The sequence below is a fragment of the Streptomyces sp. WAC06614 genome, assembly GCF_003949795.1.
In the GTDB taxonomy this organism is placed as follows: domain Bacteria; phylum Actinomycetota; class Actinomycetes; order Streptomycetales; family Streptomycetaceae; genus Streptomyces.
On the sequence record NZ_RPRY01000160.1, the window covers coordinates 1 to 16,190 of the forward strand.

Annotated in this window: 10 protein-coding genes; 3 read left to right on the top strand and 7 right to left on the bottom strand. The window is 73.5% G+C overall.

What is annotated here, in order from left to right; translation table 11 throughout:
• Window positions 1-132: 132 nt before the first annotated feature.
• Both EF918_RS21190 and EF918_RS21195 read right to left on the bottom strand, forming a co-directional pair.
• Complete coding sequence (locus EF918_RS21190) at window positions 133-1,782, bottom strand: trypsin-like serine protease (protein ID WP_125648930.1); 1,650 nt, start codon at window positions 1,780-1,782, stop codon at window positions 133-135.
• 53 nt (window positions 1,783-1,835) lie between these two features.
• Complete coding sequence (locus EF918_RS21195) at window positions 1,836-2,360, bottom strand: hypothetical protein (protein ID WP_185921840.1); 525 nt, start codon at window positions 2,358-2,360, stop codon at window positions 1,836-1,838.
• A 559-nt stretch (window positions 2,361-2,919) separates the two neighbouring features.
• On the opposite strand from EF918_RS21195, the gene EF918_RS21200 reads away from it, so the two are divergent.
• Window positions 2,920-6,282 (top strand): ALF repeat-containing protein, encoded by a 3,363-nt coding sequence (locus EF918_RS21200; protein WP_125648933.1) that lies wholly within the window; start codon window positions 2,920-2,922, stop codon window positions 6,280-6,282.
• 55 nt (window positions 6,283-6,337) lie between these two features.
• On the opposite strand, the gene EF918_RS21205 is transcribed toward EF918_RS21200, so the two are convergent.
• The 4 genes from EF918_RS21205 to EF918_RS21220 all read right to left on the bottom strand — a co-directional run bounded on the left by EF918_RS21205 (window position 6,338) and on the right by EF918_RS21220 (window position 9,465).
• On the bottom strand, window positions 6,338-7,588 hold the full coding sequence (locus EF918_RS21205) for an MAB_1171c family putative transporter (RefSeq protein WP_125648936.1): 1,251 nt from the start codon (window positions 7,586-7,588) through the stop codon (window positions 6,338-6,340).
• Between the two features lie 13 nt (window positions 7,589-7,601).
• Window positions 7,602-8,114, bottom strand: coding sequence for a toxin-antitoxin system, toxin component (locus EF918_RS21210; protein ID WP_125648939.1), 513 nt, complete (start codon window positions 8,112-8,114; stop codon window positions 7,602-7,604).
• 114 nt (window positions 8,115-8,228) lie between these two features.
• Window positions 8,229-8,966, bottom strand: coding sequence for a hypothetical protein (locus EF918_RS21215; protein ID WP_125648942.1), 738 nt, complete (start codon window positions 8,964-8,966; stop codon window positions 8,229-8,231).
• 61 nt (window positions 8,967-9,027) lie between these two features.
• On the bottom strand, window positions 9,028-9,465 hold the full coding sequence (locus EF918_RS21220; protein ID WP_125648944.1) for a Fur family transcriptional regulator: 438 nt from the start codon (window positions 9,463-9,465) through the stop codon (window positions 9,028-9,030).
• A 216-nt stretch (window positions 9,466-9,681) separates the two neighbouring features.
• Here EF918_RS21220 and katG point away from each other — a divergent pair, with 216 nt between their 5' ends.
• Together katG and EF918_RS21230 are read left to right on the top strand one after the other, a co-directional pair.
• Window positions 9,682-11,895: a catalase/peroxidase HPI gene (katG, locus tag EF918_RS21225; RefSeq protein WP_125648947.1), complete on the top strand. Its 2,214-nt coding sequence runs from the start codon at window positions 9,682-9,684 to the stop codon at window positions 11,893-11,895.
• A 129-nt stretch (window positions 11,896-12,024) separates the two neighbouring features.
• Entirely contained in the window at window positions 12,025-13,269 is a 1,245-nt protein-coding gene (locus EF918_RS21230; protein ID WP_125648950.1) for a cytochrome P450, read from the top strand.
• A 22-nt stretch (window positions 13,270-13,291) separates the two neighbouring features.
• Here the strand turns inward: EF918_RS21230 and EF918_RS21235 are convergent, their stop codons facing one another.
• Window positions 13,292-16,114, bottom strand: coding sequence for an NHLP bacteriocin export ABC transporter permease/ATPase subunit (locus tag EF918_RS21235; protein WP_125648956.1), 2,823 nt, complete (start codon window positions 16,112-16,114; stop codon window positions 13,292-13,294).
• Window positions 16,115-16,190: the final 76 nt, after the last annotated feature.

Here is a 16,190-nt window from a genome sequence, read left to right on the forward strand (position 1 = left end):
GCCGCTGGTGAACGCGCTGAGCTGGATCACGCCGTCGGTCGTGGCGGTTGCGACCGTGTACACGCCGCTGATGGCGCTGCTCAAGTCTGCGACGTCCCTCGACGGCAGCCTGGTGTGTGTCGACTTGAGAGGTCAGAGGGTGCCGGCGAGGGCGATGGTGCCCAGGGGGGCGGTCGGGGTGCCCTGGATCGTGGGGACCGTGACCGGGTTGGTGAAGAGGGCGCCGGCGGTGTTGCGGCTGGTGTAGACGACGCGGTTGTCGCTGGTGGTGAAGGCGAGGTCGAGGTCGTGCTCACTGCGGGCCGCGCCGACCGACTTCACGGTGATGCCGCCGAGGTGCGCGGTCAGTTCCTTGACCGGGCTCCAGGAGGCGCTGGCGAGGCGGGCCGTGTGGTACTGGCGGGTGCCGTTGTCGGTGGCGAGGACGACGTGGGCGTTGCCGTTCAGTCCGGCCATCGCCACGGAGGTCACCGGCCCGGTGGCGCCGGCGGCCTGGGCGACGTCGCCCCAGGGGGACCAGTGGCCGGCGGTGGTGCGCAGGGTGTGGTACGCCTTGCCGCCGGTGACGGCGATGACCTGGAGCACGCCGTCGGTGTTGGCGGTGGCGACCGCGGACACGCCGCTGATGGGGCTGCTCACGGCGGCGACGTCCCCGAAGGGGGTCCAGGTGCCGTCCGCCTTGCGAAGGGTGTGGAAGACCTTGCCGCCGGAGACTGCGACCACCTGGAGCTCGGCGCCGGTGGAGACGGCGGACACCTGGGTGACTCCGGTGAGGGCGCCGGCGACGCCGAACACGTCCCCGAAGTTCTGCCACGAGCCGTCCGCCCTGCGGACGGTGTGGTAGATCCGGCCGTTGGTGCTGAGCGCCACCACGTGGGTGTCGCTGTTGATCCCGGCGACGGCGGCCGTACGGATGCCGCCCACGGCGCCGGCCTTGGTCTGGACGTCGGTGAAGCCGGTCCAGGCGCCGTTGTCCATGCGGATGCCCTGGTAGAGGGAGGTGCCCGCCTGGACGACGGCCTCGGTCTTCCAGCCGGGGGTGGCCGAGCGGACCTCTGCGGACCACGCGGTCAGGTCGTCGGCCCGTGCGGCGATGGCTCCGGTACGGGTCTCGGTGGTGGGGGTGGCGAGACAACCACCCTGCCAGGAGCGGCTGTTGACGCCGACGAGCTGGCCGGCCGCGTTGAGGAGCGGGCCGCCGGTGTCGCCCTTGCAGAGGGCGTCGGTGCCCTTGCCGGTGAGGGTGACGGTACCGGCGTCGGAGGCGTTGACGGTGAAGGTGCCCGTGTGGACCTTGTCGGGGACCCACTCGGTCTTCGTACGCCCGAACCCGGCCGCGGTGAGTTCGGTGCCGGGCGCGGGAACCGCGGGGGCGAACCGGGTCCACGGCAGACCGGTGGCGGCGGCGGGGGTGGCCATGCGGGCCAGGACCAGGTCACGGTCGGCGCGGGGCACGAGGTCGACGATCTCGACGGCCTGGCCGTCGGACAGTGTGGCGACGGACTTCAGCGCGGGCTTGCCGGCCGGGACCGAGGTACCGGGGGTGGCGGCGAAGCAGCTCGTGGCCGTGACGATCCAGTTGGCGTCGACCAGGCTCGCCGAGCAGCCACGGGAGTTGGTCTCGTCGCCGATGGTCAGCCGGACGACGGCCGCGTGACTGCCGGCCGGGGCCTCGGGGCCGGTGACCGCGAGCGCGGGGGCGGCCGAGAGCAGGCCGGCGGCGACCGCGGTCGTGGAGAGCAGAGCGGTGGTCCGCGCCGGGCGCAGACGGGGTGCGGGCATGGGTGTTCCTTCGGTCAGCAGGTGGTGCGGGGAAACGAACAGGCGCCGTGGCGTCACTTGGAGGTGCGGATCTCCATGAGGAGGAACTCGCGGCCCTGCTCGTCGGCGCTCTCGCCGACCGCGGTCCAGGAGTTCTTGTTCACGTCCCACGTCTTCTCCTCCGCGCCGACCTTCATGTCGACCTGGGCGGCGTAGTCGTTGCCCTTGACGGCGAAGACGGAGGGGATCTCCAGGGTCAGGTAGCCGGTCGTGCCGGTGACCTTGAAGCAGATCTTCTCCTTGGACCGGGACCAGACCTCCAGGAGGTCGTTCGCGCTCGCGCAGTCGGCGAGGAGGATGTGTCCGTCGCCGCGCTTGAGGACGATGTTCCGCTCGGCGAGGATCTTGTCGGCGTTCGGGTAGCCGAAGTCCTCGATGGCGTAGCCCGGGCCGTCCTCGGCGACGACCTTCAGTGCGGTGGTGTCGGCGGCCGTGTCCGCGCTCCCGCCTGCAGCGGCACCCGTGAGGGCCGCCCATGCGAGGGCGCCGGCCGCCGCGGCGCCGGCCACGGTGCGCAGGAGTGTCTTACGTGCCTTCATGCCTACCCCAGTCTTCTGTTCCGGCACATGCCCGGAAGATGCCATGCGGATGCGAAGGCTCATGTCCAACCAACAAGAGATGCACCTAAGAAGGGCGATCTCTCCCTGGAAGCCCCCAACTTCCTCCGGGATCCTAACCGCAGGACCGCAGCGGAAATCAAGTCCACAAAAATCAATGTGACGACAGATCAGTCGACCCACGTGCGTCGGTCGCGGAGGCAGAGGAGTCTCCGACGGACGCTCCCCCACGTGATCCGGACCACATTTATCGGGGAATCCAGACTGAGTATATGCGTGGGTTAGTTACTTGATGTCCGTATTGGAAGGGGGGTGAGAGGCTCCCACGGGGCACTCAAGCATGGCTGGATAAGCTGGAGTTGATTCAGCATCATCTATCGTCTATCCCACGTCGTGTGTCCCGCGTAAGGTCATGCTGCCTCTCTCGGAATCCACCCTTGCACCCTGTGGTCCGGCGAATGAAAACGCGACTCACACCTTGCTGCCCCGACCACGCCCCGCATGCGCGCGGCGTGGCGCGCGCCGATAGCGAAGGACCGTTTTGGACACCACTTATTGGAGTAGGCGACGCATTCTCGGCGCCGCCGCGGCCACTGCTGCCGTCGTCACCACTTCCAGCCTCGTTCTCCATCCCACGGCGGCATGGGCCGACACTCCGCCGCCGGAGGCCGACCCGTTCCGGCTGCCCGACACCGACCGCGCCAAGGTCGTCAAGGCCTGGGTCCTGGGCGGGAACGCCGTGCGCGCGGCCGCCGCAGCCGCGCTGGCCGGCTCCGACGCCGATGTGCAGCACTTCCTGGCCGTCAAACTCGCCTCGGAGACCGCGGTGGACAACCGTGCCGGGCTCGTGGGCCGTCTCGCCACGGTCGGCCGGGGAACCCGTCGCGAGATCAGGACCGCGCTCGACAACGGTGACGCCGCCGTGTCCGCGTTCCTGGCGGGCGGCTTCAAGCCCGCCCTCGTGGAGGACCTGCGGGTGGCCACCGCCGCGACGATCGCCACCGGCGGCAAGGCCGTGACCAAGGCGGGCAACGCCGCCCTCGGCGACGGCTCCCAGGCCGCGCTGGAGAAGTTCCTCACCACCGACCGCCACACGGCGCGGCTGGAGGACATGCGGGTCGAGGCCTCCAAGCTGCTGATGCTGGCGGGCCCGGAGGTGCAGAAGTACGCCAACAGGGCCCTGTCGGGCAGCGAGGCCGAGATCGAGTGGTTCCTCGACACCGGCCAGCACATCGCCCGCGCCCGCGACCAGGAGCGCTCCAGGATCGAGGAGCTCGTCGCCGTCGCCACGCGCGAGGGCAGGACGGCCGAGGCGAGGACGAAGCAGGCCGAAGAGGCCTGTGCCCGGGCCGTGGAGGCCGCGGCCAAGGCCAAGGAGGCCGCGGAGACCGCGGAGGCCGAGGCCCGGCTGGCGGAGAACGACGTCGTGAAGGCCGCACAGGCGGCCCGCAAGGCGGCCGAGGCCTCCAAGGGGGCGTCGGACGCGGCACGGATGGCCACCAACGCGGCCAACGCAGCCATCCTGGCCTCCCGTCGCGCCGCGAACGCCGCCATGGCCGCGAGCCAGGCGGCGGCAGCCGCGGGCAGGGCCGCCTCACAGGCGTTCCGGTCGGCCATCGACGCCTCCAAGAACGCCACGCTGTCGGGCAAGGCCAAGGACGACGCCGCCTGGTGCCGGAAGATCGCCGCCCACGCCCTGGCCACGGCGGACCAGGCCGAACAGGCCGCGAACGCCGCGCAGCAGTGCGCCGACGTCGGTTCCAGCGCCGCCGGCGCGGCCCGTCAGGCCGCCGCCACGGCGGAGGCGGCGCAGCGGTCCGCGGAGCGGTCGGCCGGTGTGGCCGGAGCGGAGGCCGCGGAGGCGCGGCGCCAGGCACAGATCGCCGCCGCCAACGCCCGGATTGCCACCAACGCCGCCGGTACGGCGCAGGCTTTGGCGAACGCGGCCGCGAACGCGGCGCGCAAGGCCCGCGATGCCGCCCGCAGCGCGGCCGCCCACGCGATCAAGGCCGCGGAGGCCTGCGAGTGGGCCGTCACGTACGCCGGCCAGGCGGTGGACTACGCCAACAAGTCGACCGAGTTCGCCAACCAGGCCACCGCTGCCGCCGACAAGGCCACGGCGGCGGTCGCCGAGGCGATCCAGGTGGAGAAGGACGCACGCGCGGCCGAGCAGCAGCGGCTGGACCACGAGACGCAGCGGGCGATCGAGGAGATGCGCCTGTTCGCCCAGGCCGAAGCCGTCGAGAGGGCGGCCACCCAGGCGAAGCGCACCCAGGCGGAGCAGACCTCCCAGGCCACGAAGGACCTCGTCGCGCAGGCCGAGTCGCTGCTGCGGGGCGGGAACCTGGCAGCGGCCGCCGCCACGGGCCGCAAGGCGGCCGTCGCCGTCATGGACTCCCTCGGCATCTGGTCCCGGGAGGCCGCCCAGTTCGCCCTGGCCGGTACCGACGCCGACGTTCACGCCTGGATCGACAGCGACCGGCAGATCGCCCAGCGGCAGGACGACCGGGAGTCCGTCGTCCACCTCTCCCGCGTCTCCCCCTCGAAGATCGGCTTCGCCGCGGTCCAGGCGCTGCGCAGCAGCGACCCCGACGCCGCGACGACGTTCCTGCGGACCGGCGCCGTCCAGGCCGCGGGCATGGACAACCGCGTCCTCGTCACGCGCCTGCTGGGCGAGAAGCCCGGCCGCGCGGTGACCGAGGCGGCCAACGCGGCACTGAACGCCGGAACGCCCGAGGCGCTCCACCAGTTCCTCTTCAGCACCTTCGAGAAGGCTCAGCGGGAGGACGACGCGGTGGCCACCGCGGCGCTCCTGGAGACCGCGGGTCCCTACACCAAGGCCCATGCCCAGGCGGTGCTGGAGGGCCCTTCGTGGATGCGGCGGAGGTTCATCGCCACCGTCCAGTACGAGACCGCGCAGCTCGACCACGACTTCGCCACCCATGTCGCCGCCATGCAGGGTGCCATCGCCGCGGCTGCGAAGATCGCCGACAAGGCCCAGGAGGACGCCGCCCGCGCCCAGCAGGCCGCGGCCACGGCCCGTAACGCCGGCCTGGAGGCGCAGGCGTGGGCGGGGAAGGCGGAGGCGGCAGCCGAACGGGCCGCCACGTCCGCCCGGCAGGCGAACACGTACGCCGAGCAGGCGGAGGCGTCCGCCCGCAGCGCCCAGGCCTCGGCCGACCAGGCGAAGCAGGCGGCCGCCACGGCCCGCAGCGCCGCGCGCTCGGCGAACTACTCGGCGAGCCAGGCACTGAAGTCCGCCCGGAGTGCGCGCCTGTCCGCCACCAGCGCCAAGGAGTCGGCGACCCAGGCCCGCGCCTCCGCGATCCAGGCGGGCCGGAACGCGGCGGAGGCGGCCGGCGCGGCCAGTCAGGCACGCCTGGAGGCGAAGCAGAAGCGGGACGCGGAGGCCACGGCGACGGCCGAGTTCGAGGCGAACCGGAATGCGACGGCCGAAAGCACGGGGACGAACGTCGCCGACACCTCGGAGAACGACTCCCTCACCCTCGGCCTGTCGAAGTCGGAGTGGAAGGACTGGGCGCACACCACGCACGAGTGGGCGTTCTACGCCGGTGTGAGCGCTTCCACGCTGGGTGCCGCCGGTGTGATCGTCGGCTTCACGCCGCTCGCTCCCGCCGCCCCGGTCCTGCTGGCGCTGGCCGGAGGCCTGAGCATCACCGCCGCCGGCCTCGACGTGGTGAGCGCGTTCTGCTATTTCAACGGCTACGGCTGGCAGAGCGAGGAGTTCCAGACGGCCGCGGGGACCGCGGTGCTCAGCGTCATGACCTTCGGCCTCGGGAGGAACCTCAGGTACGTCCCGGGCGTCTCCCACGCCGCCGGCGAGCTCACGAAGTCCGCGTTCGACGGGTTCGGAGCGATCATCAACCGGCTGACCGCGCACTGAGGGGCGCGCGCTGAACGCCGTGCGGGCCGGTGCCGGGGGGCCGGCCCGCACGGCGTCAGAGCCGTGCGGGTGCGGGGTGCCGGTCCGGCCCCGGGGAGTCCGTTGCGGCAGGAGCAGGATCCGGTACGGCGGCCAGGGCCGCCAGGGCCCGGGACATGCCGACCAGGAGGTCGTCGTGCTCCGCCTCCGCGGCCCGCAGCGCTCGCACCGCGGCTGCGCCCTGGGCCGGATCGGCGGGGCGGCCGAGGGCACGTGCGGCCACCGCCGCGCGGAGCATGACGGCCAGGCCGAGGGCGACGCTCTCGGCCTGCGGCCTGCCGTCCTCGTGGGCCCGGCGGCAGGCGGCCGCGCGGACCTCCTCCGAGCAGTAGGGTCCGACCTCCAGCATCCGGTCGTGGATGTCGGTGATCCGGTCCGTCAGGCGGCGGCCCGGGCCTGCGTACCAAGGGGTGGCGAGCCGCGTGCGGCCCCGTGGGCCGGCGGCGCGGCCCAGGGCTCGTCGCAGGGGGCCCAGGGCGTGCAGGGTCCGCAGCGGGCCGTGGACGCGGGCGGTGGTCCAGGGTCCGACGATGGGCACGAGGAAGCCGACGGCGACGAGGACGGTGCCGAGGCCGGCGAAGGTGGTGGCCACCTGGTTGAGCTCCTCCCAGTCCCGGCCGCTCCAGGCGGCCACGACCGTGATCAGCGTGGCCGTGCCGTAGGTGACGTTGATCAGGAAGCCGACGGCCAGCACGGTGAGCCCGATGCGCAGCGGTCCCCCGGCCGAGGTCCGGCGCCCGGGGAACTCGCGGCGGATGTCGCGGGACCACCTCCAGCACGCCGCTGCCGCGGCGGCCGCGGCGGCGGTCACGGCGAACAGGCAGAGCAGCACCATCTCGCGCACGAAGGGGGTGTTGGCGTAGTACGTCTCGAAGTCCTGCCGCCGCTCGACCGGTGCCTCGCCGCAGGCGAAGCAGACGACGAGCAGGGCGATCACCACCACGTGGCTCCAGACCCAACGCCGCACCCGGCGGCGGGTGTCGGGGAGGACCTCCACATCGCCTCGCCAGTTCTCCATGAGGACCCGGCAGGCACACGCGTAGGCGGACAGGATGCAGTAGACCAGCACCGCCGAGAAGTTGCTGACACCGGTCGCGTCGTTGACGAACGCGATGGTGGGGGGCGCCGAGAAGAAGAACGCCGCGGCCTGCAGGAAGATCACGGCGTTGACGCTGCGCACCACGGGGCTGTGCCGGCGCCGCACCAGGGAGGGGAGTTTGGCCAGCAGGACGACACCGAGCGCGACGGCCGGTATGTAGAGGTTCACGCGTTCCCGTCCGTCATCCGCGCAGGGAGGCCCAGATCCGGCCGGACACCCCGCCGGAGGGTACCGCGCCGCGGCTGCGCTCCAGGTGGGGCCTGGTCCGGTCGGCGAGCATCCGGCCGAACTCCTCGGCACGACGCTCCTCCTCGAGGTCCGGCTCGGTGCGGGCGGCGACGTGGCGGACCGCCTCGGCCAGGCTCCAGTCGTCGCCCAGCATGCGGGCCGCGGCCGTCGCGGCGGCGGTGCCGCCGTGGCCGCAGTGTCCCTCCTTGAGGTGCCACAGTTCATGCCCCAGGATCACGACCTGGTGCAGCGCGGAGGTGTTCGCCTCGACGACGATCAGGTCGTAGTCGCCCATGTCCAGCCACAGGCCCGTCGCCGTGTCCGGTGGGAACTCCTCGAACATCAGGCGTACTTCACGTCCGCTGCCGCGCGCCGCACAGCCGCAGAACGCCTGGAGCAGCTGAGCCGGTCGCTCGGGAAGGGGCTGCGGCAGACCCGCGAAGAGCGCGTCGCGATACCGTCTCATCTCTCGCGAGACGCCCACCCCGTGCCACCCGTCCCTCGGGCCGGATGCACAGGCCCCCGGCGCATCGTCCTTGCGCATCACGGCTGTCGGGACGCGATTCCCCGGCCCCCGCCGTCAGTCGAGATCATTGTGCACCAGGCCGGCGCCGAGGGCCTCGCGGGCTTCCCGGGCCCGCTCCTCCCGGGAACGCCGTGCCACGGACTCGATCAGGGCGATCAGCGGCTGGGCGGTGTCGTCCGGTACGTCGGCCAGGGCCCGGGCGGCGTACGCGACCACGCCGAGCGAGGGGTCCACCTCGCTCGCCGGCCCCGCGGTGCGCAGTCGCTCCAGGTCCTGGTCCTGGCGTTCGACGGTCCGCTCCAGCAGGTCCTTGTGGATCTCCCGCAGCACCCGGTGCAACGCCTCGGCGGGCTCGTCGACCAGGAACTCGATCCTCTCCCCGAAGAATGCCGCGATCCCGGCGGTGTGGTCGAGGTTGGGCGCCTTGCCGGTTCTGATCATCTTGTCGAGCCACTGGGCGCTCGTGCCCGCGCCGGCCGCGATCTCGGCGAGGGAGTACGTCCGTCTGCTGCCGTCGGCGGCCGTGCGCAGCCGGGTCGCGCGCAGGAACAGGATCCGCTCGACCACGAGGCGGTGACGCGCCTCCACGGCATCCTCGGGCGGGACGACCTCGGCGGGCCGCTCGCCGCGCAACAGTTCCCGTACCGTCTCCGGGGCCACCCCTGAGGCGTAGGACAGCCCGCCCTCGCCCTCCACCCGCAGCACGTCCTCGCGGTCGAGTCCCATGCGGTCCAGGAGCGAGTCGATCCGGCGCACCGTAGCAGTCAGGTCCTGAGCAGATCCGTCACCCATGAGAACTCCCGCGGTCGTCGGACGAGGCCCCGCAAGGCTAGCAACCACCGTTGATCCCTCATCATCGATCCCCCCGTTCTGCGCGGCCGGGCGCGCAGTCCGGGCACAGGCCGCGGTAGGTGACCTCGGCCGAGGACAGGGTGAAACCGAAGCGTTCGGCCGGGGGGAGGGAGGTCAGGGGGTCGCCGGTGGGGTGGACGTCGCGGACCAGGCCGCAGTGGGAGCAGACCAGGTGCTGGTGGGGGCGGTGGGCGTTGGGGTCGTAGCGCTTGGCGCGGCCGTCGGTGGTGACCTCGGCGACCTCGCCGAGGGCGACCAGCTCGCCGAGGGCGTTGTAGACGGTGGCCCGGGAGATCTCCGGGAGCCGGCGGGCGGCCCGGGCGTGCACCTCGTCGGCGGTGAGGTGCACATGGTCACCGTCGAGGACCTCCGCCACGACGCGCCGCTGGGCGGTCATCCGCCAGCCACGTCCGCGCAGTCTCCGCAACAGGTCGCTCATGTCGGCTCACCTCAGGTTCGGCAGGCGCCCCGCAGGTCAGGGGGCGGGTGTCCGGGATCCGATGGAATATCGGGCTGGTGTCCTTCTTGACTTGGATTCTGTCCATCGTAGGATCGGTTGCGTAGATAGCAAGGGACAATTGGACACGTAACGGGCAAGAAGACTCCAGGGCGGCAAGGCTCAAGTCCGTGAACCGCCTGGTCCGGAAGGATTCCCATGTCTGAGCAGAACCACGACGCCGTCGTCACGGACGACACGCCGCAGTGCCCCGTCGCTCACGGACGCGCGCCGCACCCGACCCAGGGCGGCGGAAACCGCCAGTGGTGGCCGGACCGGCTGAACCTCAAGATCCTCGCGAAGAACCCCGCCGTGGCCAACCCGCTCGGTGCGGACTTCGACTACGCCGCGGCGTTCAACGCCCTCGACCTGGCCGCCGTCAAGCGGGACATCGCCGAGGTGCTCACCACCTCCCAGGACTGGTGGCCGGCCGACTTCGGCAACTACGGCCCGCTGATGATCCGCATGGCCTGGCACAGCGCCGGCACCTACCGCATCAGCGACGGCCGCGGCGGCGCGGGCGCCGGGCAGCAGCGCTTCGCCCCGCTGAACAGCTGGCCGGACAACGCCAGCCTGGACAAGGCCCGCCGCCTGCTGTGGCCGGTCAAGAAGAAGTACGGCAAGAGCATCTCCTGGGCCGACCTCATGATCCTCACGGGCAACGTCGCCCTGGAGACGATGGGCTTCGAGACCTTCGGCTTCGGCGGCGGCCGCGAGGACGTCTGGGAGCCGGAGGAGGACGTCTACTGGGGCCCCGAGACCGAATGGCTCGGGGACAACCGCTACACCGGCGACCGCGAGCTGGAGAACCCGCTCGGCGCCGTGCAGATGGGCCTCATCTACGTCAACCCCGAGGGCCCCAACGGCAACCCGGACCCGATCGCCGCGGCCCGCGACATCCGTGAGACCTTCCACCGCATGGCGATGAACGACGAGGAGACCGTCGCCCTCATCGCCGGTGGCCACACCTTCGGCAAGACCCACGGCGCCGGCCCCGCCGACCACGTCGGCCCGGACCCGGAGGCCGCCCCGCTGGAGCAGCTCGGCCTCGGCTGGCGGAGCACCTACGGCACGGGCGTGGGCAAGGACGCCATCACCAGCGGCCTGGAGGTCACCTGGACCACCACGCCGACGCAGTGGGGCAACGGCTTCTTCAAGAACCTCTTCGAGTACGAGTACGAGCTCACCAAGAGCCCGGCCGGCGCCCACCAGTGGGTCGCCAAGGACGCCCCGGAGATCGTCCCGGACGCCTTCGACCCCGCGAAGAAGCACCGCCCGACGATGCTCACCACCGACCTCTCGCTGCGCTTCGACCCGATCTACGAGCCGATCTCGCGCCGCTTCTACGAGAACCCGCAGGAGTTCGCGGACGCCTTCGCCCGGGCGTGGTTCAAGCTGACCCACCGCGACATGGGCCCGGTCGTGCGCTACCTCGGCCCGGAGGTCCCGACCGAGGAGCTCATCTGGCAGGACCCGCTGCCGGCCCGTACCGGCGAGGTGATCGACGCCGCGGACCTGGCCGAGCTCAAGAGCCGTGTCCTGGCCTCCGGTCTGACGGTCTCCCAGCTGGTCTCCGCCGCCTGGGCCGCCGCGTCCTCCTTCCGCGGCAGCGACAAGCGCGGTGGCGCCAACGGCGGTCGCATCCGGCTCCAGCCGCAGAGCGGCTGGGAGGTCAACGACCCCGACCAGCTCGCGGTCGTGCTGCGCACCCTGGAAGGCATCAAGGCGTCCTTCGACGCCGCGCAGAGCGGCGGCAAGCAGGTCTCCCTCGCCGACCTCGTGGTGCTGGCCGGTGGCGCCGCCGTGGAGAAGGCCGCGAAGGACGCGGGCTTCACCGTCGAGGTGCCGTTCTCCCCGGGCCGGGTGGACGCCTCGCAGGAGCAGACGGACGTGGAGTCCTTCGCCGCGCTGGAGCCGGTGGCCGACGGCTTCCGCAACTACCTCGGCAAGGGCAACCGCCTGCCGGCCGAGTACCTGCTGCTGGACAAGGCGAACCTGCTGACGCTGAGCGCACCCGAGATGACCGTCCTGGTCGGTGGTCTGCGCGTGCTGGGTGCCAACACCGGCGGCTCCACCCACGGTGTGCTGACCACCACCCCGGGCCGGCTCACCAACGACTTCTTCGTCAACCTGCTCGACCTCGACACCACGTGGAAGTCGACCGCCGAGGACCAGAGCCACTTCGAGGCCCGGGACGCCTCCGGCAAGGTCAAGTGGACCGGCACCCGCGCCGACCTGGTCTTCGGCTCGAACTCCGAGCTGCGGGCGCTCGCGGAGGTCTACGCGAGCGACGACGCGAAGGAGAAGTTCGTCCAGGACTTCGTCGCCGCCTGGGCCAAGGTCATGGACCTGGACCGGTTCGACCTGGTCTGAGCGACCTCGGGCCGGCCGGGCGACCTGTTCGCCCGGCCGGCCCGACCGCCCCGTCCCGCCCGGGCCGGCCGGCCTCCGCCGGTCGGCCCGGGCCTTTTCGTGCCGGCACACCCGATCCGGAGGCCGCAAGTGGCATCGCACGACCAGGCACCGCACGACCCGCAGGCCTTACGTGACGCGCTGTACCGCGACCCGTACCCCGTCTACGCGCGCGCCCGCCGGACCGAGGGGCTGACGTACCTGCCCGAGGCCGGCGCCTGGCTGGTGGCGCGGGACCGGGACGTCCGGGAGGTGCTGCTGCACCCGGAGGACTACTCCTCGGCGAACTCCCTCGTACCGGACGTCCCCCTGTCCGAGGCGGCCCTCGGCGTCCTCGTACCGAACGGGTTCGTGCCCCGGCCCACCGTGCTCACCGCCGACGGGGCCGAGCACCGACGGCACCGGGCCCCCCTGAGCCGAGGACTGTCCACGGCCCGGGTGACCGCCCTGCTGCCGTACGCGCGGACCTGCGCGCAGGAGCTGGTGGACGGCTTCGCGGCCGCGGGGAGCGCGGAGCTCGTCCAGGACTACGCCCGGCGGCTGCCGGGGCTGGTGGTCGGACGGCTCATCGGGCTGGACCCGGCCGATGTGCCCGCGGCCGTGCTCGGCGGCTACCGGGCCGAGGAACTGCTGTTCCGGCCGCTGCCGCCCGAGGGGCAGGTGGCCGCCGCCGAGGACGTGGTCGCGCTCCGGCAACTCCTCGGCCGCCACGTCCGCGACCGGCGCGAGCGGCCCCGCGACGACCTGTGCTCGGCGATGGTGGCCGCCTACGCGCCCGGGGACACCGAGCTGACCCCCGAGCTGCGGCACGAACTGGTGGCGCACCTGCAGAACCTGCTGATCGCCGGCTTCCTGACGACCAGCGCGCTGATCGCGACCCTGCTGATGCACCTGCTGCGCGACCGCCGGCAGTGGGAGCTGCTGCGCGCCGACCCGGCGCTGGTCCCGGCCGCGGTGGAGGAGGCCCTGCGCCACGACACGGCGATCCAGGCGTTCCGAAGGGTCACCACCCGCCCGGTGACCCTCGCCGGGACCGAGCTGCCCGCCGGGACGAGCGTGCTGGTGGCCTTCGCCTCGGCCAACCGGGACGAGACGCGCCACGAGCGGCCCGCCACGTTCGACGTCGCCCGGGCCGGGGCCCGCCGGCACCTGGCCTTCGGGCACGGCCCGCACGGCTGCCCGGGCTCGCAGCTGGCCCGCGAGCAGCTCCGGCTGACCCTCGACCTGTTCCTGCGCCGGCTGCCGGACCTCCGCCTCGACCCGGACCGGCCGGCTCCGGTGATGCGTCCCACGCTGATCCACCGTTCGCCGGAGTCCTTGCACGTGACCTGGTGAGCCGGGCGCGGCCCGCCCCGGGTCAGGCGAGCTGGTGGCGGACCAGAGTGTGGAAGGGACCCGCCGGGTCGGCCAGCAGCAGCGCGGGCGGGCCCTGCTGGACCACCCGGCCCTCGGCGAGGACGATCACGCGGTCGGCGTCCATGACCGTGGAGAGGCGGTGGGCGATCACCACCCGGGTGCACCGCAGGGCCCGGGTGGAGCCGATCACCACCCGCTGGGCCTCGTTGTCGAGCGCGCTGGTGGCCTCGTCCAGGAACAGCAGCCGGGGCCTGCGGACCAGGGCCTGCGCGATCATCAGCCGCTGGCGCTGGCCGCCGGAGACGGTGCCGCCGCCGTCGGACAGGACCGTGTGCAGGCCCATCGGCAGGGCCTTGACGTCCTCGGCCAGCCCGGCGAGGGCCACCGCCTCCGCCACCTCCTCCAGCGAGTACGCCTCCGCGCCCCGGACGCAGTCCAGGATCGAGCCCGCGAACGGCCGGGCGTGCTGGAGGACGACCCCGCACTGGCGGCGCACGGCCACCGGGTCGAGGGCGGCCAGGTCCTGGCCGTCGTAGAGCACGCTGCCGGCGGTCGGCCGGTCGAAGCCGATCAGCAGGCGCAGCAGGGTGGACTTGCCGCTGCCGCTGGCCCCGACGACCGCGACGAACTCCCCCGGCCGGATCCGGAACGAGACGTCGGCCAGCACGAGCGGCCCGTCGTCGGTGTAGCGGTAGGACAGGTCGCGCACCTCCAGGGCCCCGCCGAGCTCGCCGGGCGCGATCCCGTCCGCGGCCTCGGGCAGGGCCCGCAGCAGCGGCTCGACCTGCTCGAACAGCGGTCGTACGGCGGCCGCGGCGACCAGGGCGCCGGTCAGCTGGGTCACCGAGGACAGCAGCAGCGTCAGGGCCGTGCCGAAGGTGAGGAACTCCCCCGCCGACAGGCTGCCGCGGGCCGGCCCGGCCAGCAGGGCGAACATCACCAGCGTGCACAGCGGCAGGGCGACCGCGCCCAGCACGGTCACGGCGTTCGCCAGCCGGCCGGTGCGCCGGTGCAGAGCCCGGGTACGGGCGAACTCCCGGGCCCAGGCGGCGTACGCGAAGCTCTCGGCGCCGGCCACCCGGAGCTTGGGCAGTCCCCGCAGGGTCTGGTAGGCCTGGTTGTCGAGCCGGTGGCCGAGTGCGGTCAGCCGCCGCTGGTGGCGCAGCTGCCCCAGGCCGAGCAGCAGCAGGACCGCGGTGTGGACGAGCAGCAGGGCGAGGGCCACGAGGGCCAGCGGCACGCTGTACGTGAACATCAGCACGAGGTTGGCCGCGCCGACGGTGGCGGCCTGGAGGACCACCGGGCCGAGGCCGGACAGGGCGCTGCGGACGGCGCTGATCCCGAGGGCGGCCCCGGCCAGTTCGCCCGTGGACCGGCCGGCGAAGAAGGTCACGGGCAGGCGCAGCAGCCGGTCCCAGACGGCGGGCTGGAGGGTGGCCTCGATCCGGCCCTCCAGCCGCAGCAGGGAGACGTTCTGCACGAGCAGGAAGGCGGCCGCGACCACGCTCGACGCCATGAGGGCCACCGCGGTCTGCACGATCAGGCCCGACTCGCCCCGGGGCACGTACGCGCCGAGCACCGTGCCGGTGGCCACGGGCACGCACGCGCCCAGCCCGACGGCGACCAGGCCGCCCAGCAGCAGGCCGCGCAGCTCGGCGCGGGTGCCGTGCAGGGCGAAGCGCAACAGCCGGGGCAGGCTGGGCGGGCCGTCCGGCAACGGGCGGTGGAACATCACGGCGTCCGGTTCCAGGGCGGCCCGGACGCCGGGGTCCACGCGTCGGCGGGCGCCGGTGGCAGGGTCCACGAGGAGGTAGCCGCCGCGCCGCCACAGCAGGGCGACCGCGCTGCCGTCGGCCGCCCGCCGGGCCACCAGCGGGCCGCAGTCCTCGGCCCACCAGCGGCCGGACAGCCGGACCGTACGGGTCCGCACCCGGGAGGCGGAGGCGATCCGCTCGACGGGGTCGGTCCGCTCGTCGGCGGGCCCGGCGGGGCGGGGCTCGGTCAGGGCGATGCCGGCCTCGCCGGCGACCAGCCGGCACGCAGCGAAGGCGGTGTCGGGGCCGGCGGTGCGGCCGCTGCGCCGGCCGGAGCGGCCGATGGCGGCCAGCAGGGCCCGGTCGGCCTGGGTGCGGGCGGCCCGGCCCGCCGCGACACCGGCGGCGGTGCGGTCCTCGTGGGCACGTTCCTGCTCCTCGATCCAGCGGTCCAGGGCGTGCAGGAGCCGGAGCTGCTGGTCGAGCATGCCCTGCCACAGCGCCGGGTCGAGCAGCAGCGTGGCGGCGCCGCCTTCTCCCTGGGCGGCGTGGGCCGCGTAGCCCTCGTACGCCGTGCAGCTGTCGTACGCCGGGTAGCCGTCGTACGGCGCGTACCCGGTGCCGGGGCGGACGCTGCCGGGCGGGATCTGCATCCGGGGCACGTCCTCGTCGGCCCAGGCCGCGGCCGTCGGGAACCCCAGCGGGGCCTGGTACAGGACGTGCACCCCCCGGCCGATGCCGAGGGCAAAGGCGTGCTCCAGGGCGCCGGGCGGGGTCCACGGGCCGGGGTGCTCCGGCCCGGTCAGCTCGCGCAGCTCGATCCGGCGCAGCAGGCAGCCGGGGACGGGCCGGCCGACCAGGGTGTGGCCGGGGCCGGGGGCCGGGCCGAGCAGCAGGGTGCCCGCGGGCAGCCGGCCGAGGTGGTGCCACGGCCCGGCCCCGGTGGCGTCGACGGCGAACAGGTCGAGGGCGCCCTCGGCGACGAGCCACAGCACGTGCGGGCCCTCCAGCGGCAGGTCCCGCAGCCCCTCGGTGCCGACGCCCGTGCCGAGCCCGCCGAGCGCGGCCACGACGGGGTCGGCGGACGCCGCCCCGGCCCCGCCGCCGGGCGGGGCCGGGGGCTCGGGCCGGGCCGAGGCCTGGGGC

Excerpts from the sequence above, each read along its gene's own strand:
- EF918_RS21190 (WP_125648930.1), bottom strand. The coding sequence starts at position 1,782 with ATGCCCGCACCCCGTCTGCGCCCGGCGCGGACCACCGCTCTGCTCTCC.
- EF918_RS21195 (WP_185921840.1), bottom strand. The coding sequence starts at position 2,360 with ATGAAGGCACGTAAGACACTCCTGCGCACCGTGGCCGGCGCCGCGGCG.
- EF918_RS21210 (WP_125648939.1), bottom strand. The coding sequence starts at position 8,114 with ATGAGACGGTATCGCGACGCGCTCTTCGCGGGTCTGCCGCAGCCCCTT.
- EF918_RS21215 (WP_125648942.1), bottom strand. The coding sequence starts at position 8,966 with ATGGGTGACGGATCTGCTCAGGACCTGACTGCTACGGTGCGCCGGATC.
- EF918_RS21220 (WP_125648944.1), bottom strand. The coding sequence starts at position 9,465 with ATGAGCGACCTGTTGCGGAGACTGCGCGGACGTGGCTGGCGGATGACC.
- katG (WP_125648947.1), top strand. The coding sequence starts at position 9,682 with ATGTCTGAGCAGAACCACGACGCCGTCGTCACGGACGACACGCCGCAG.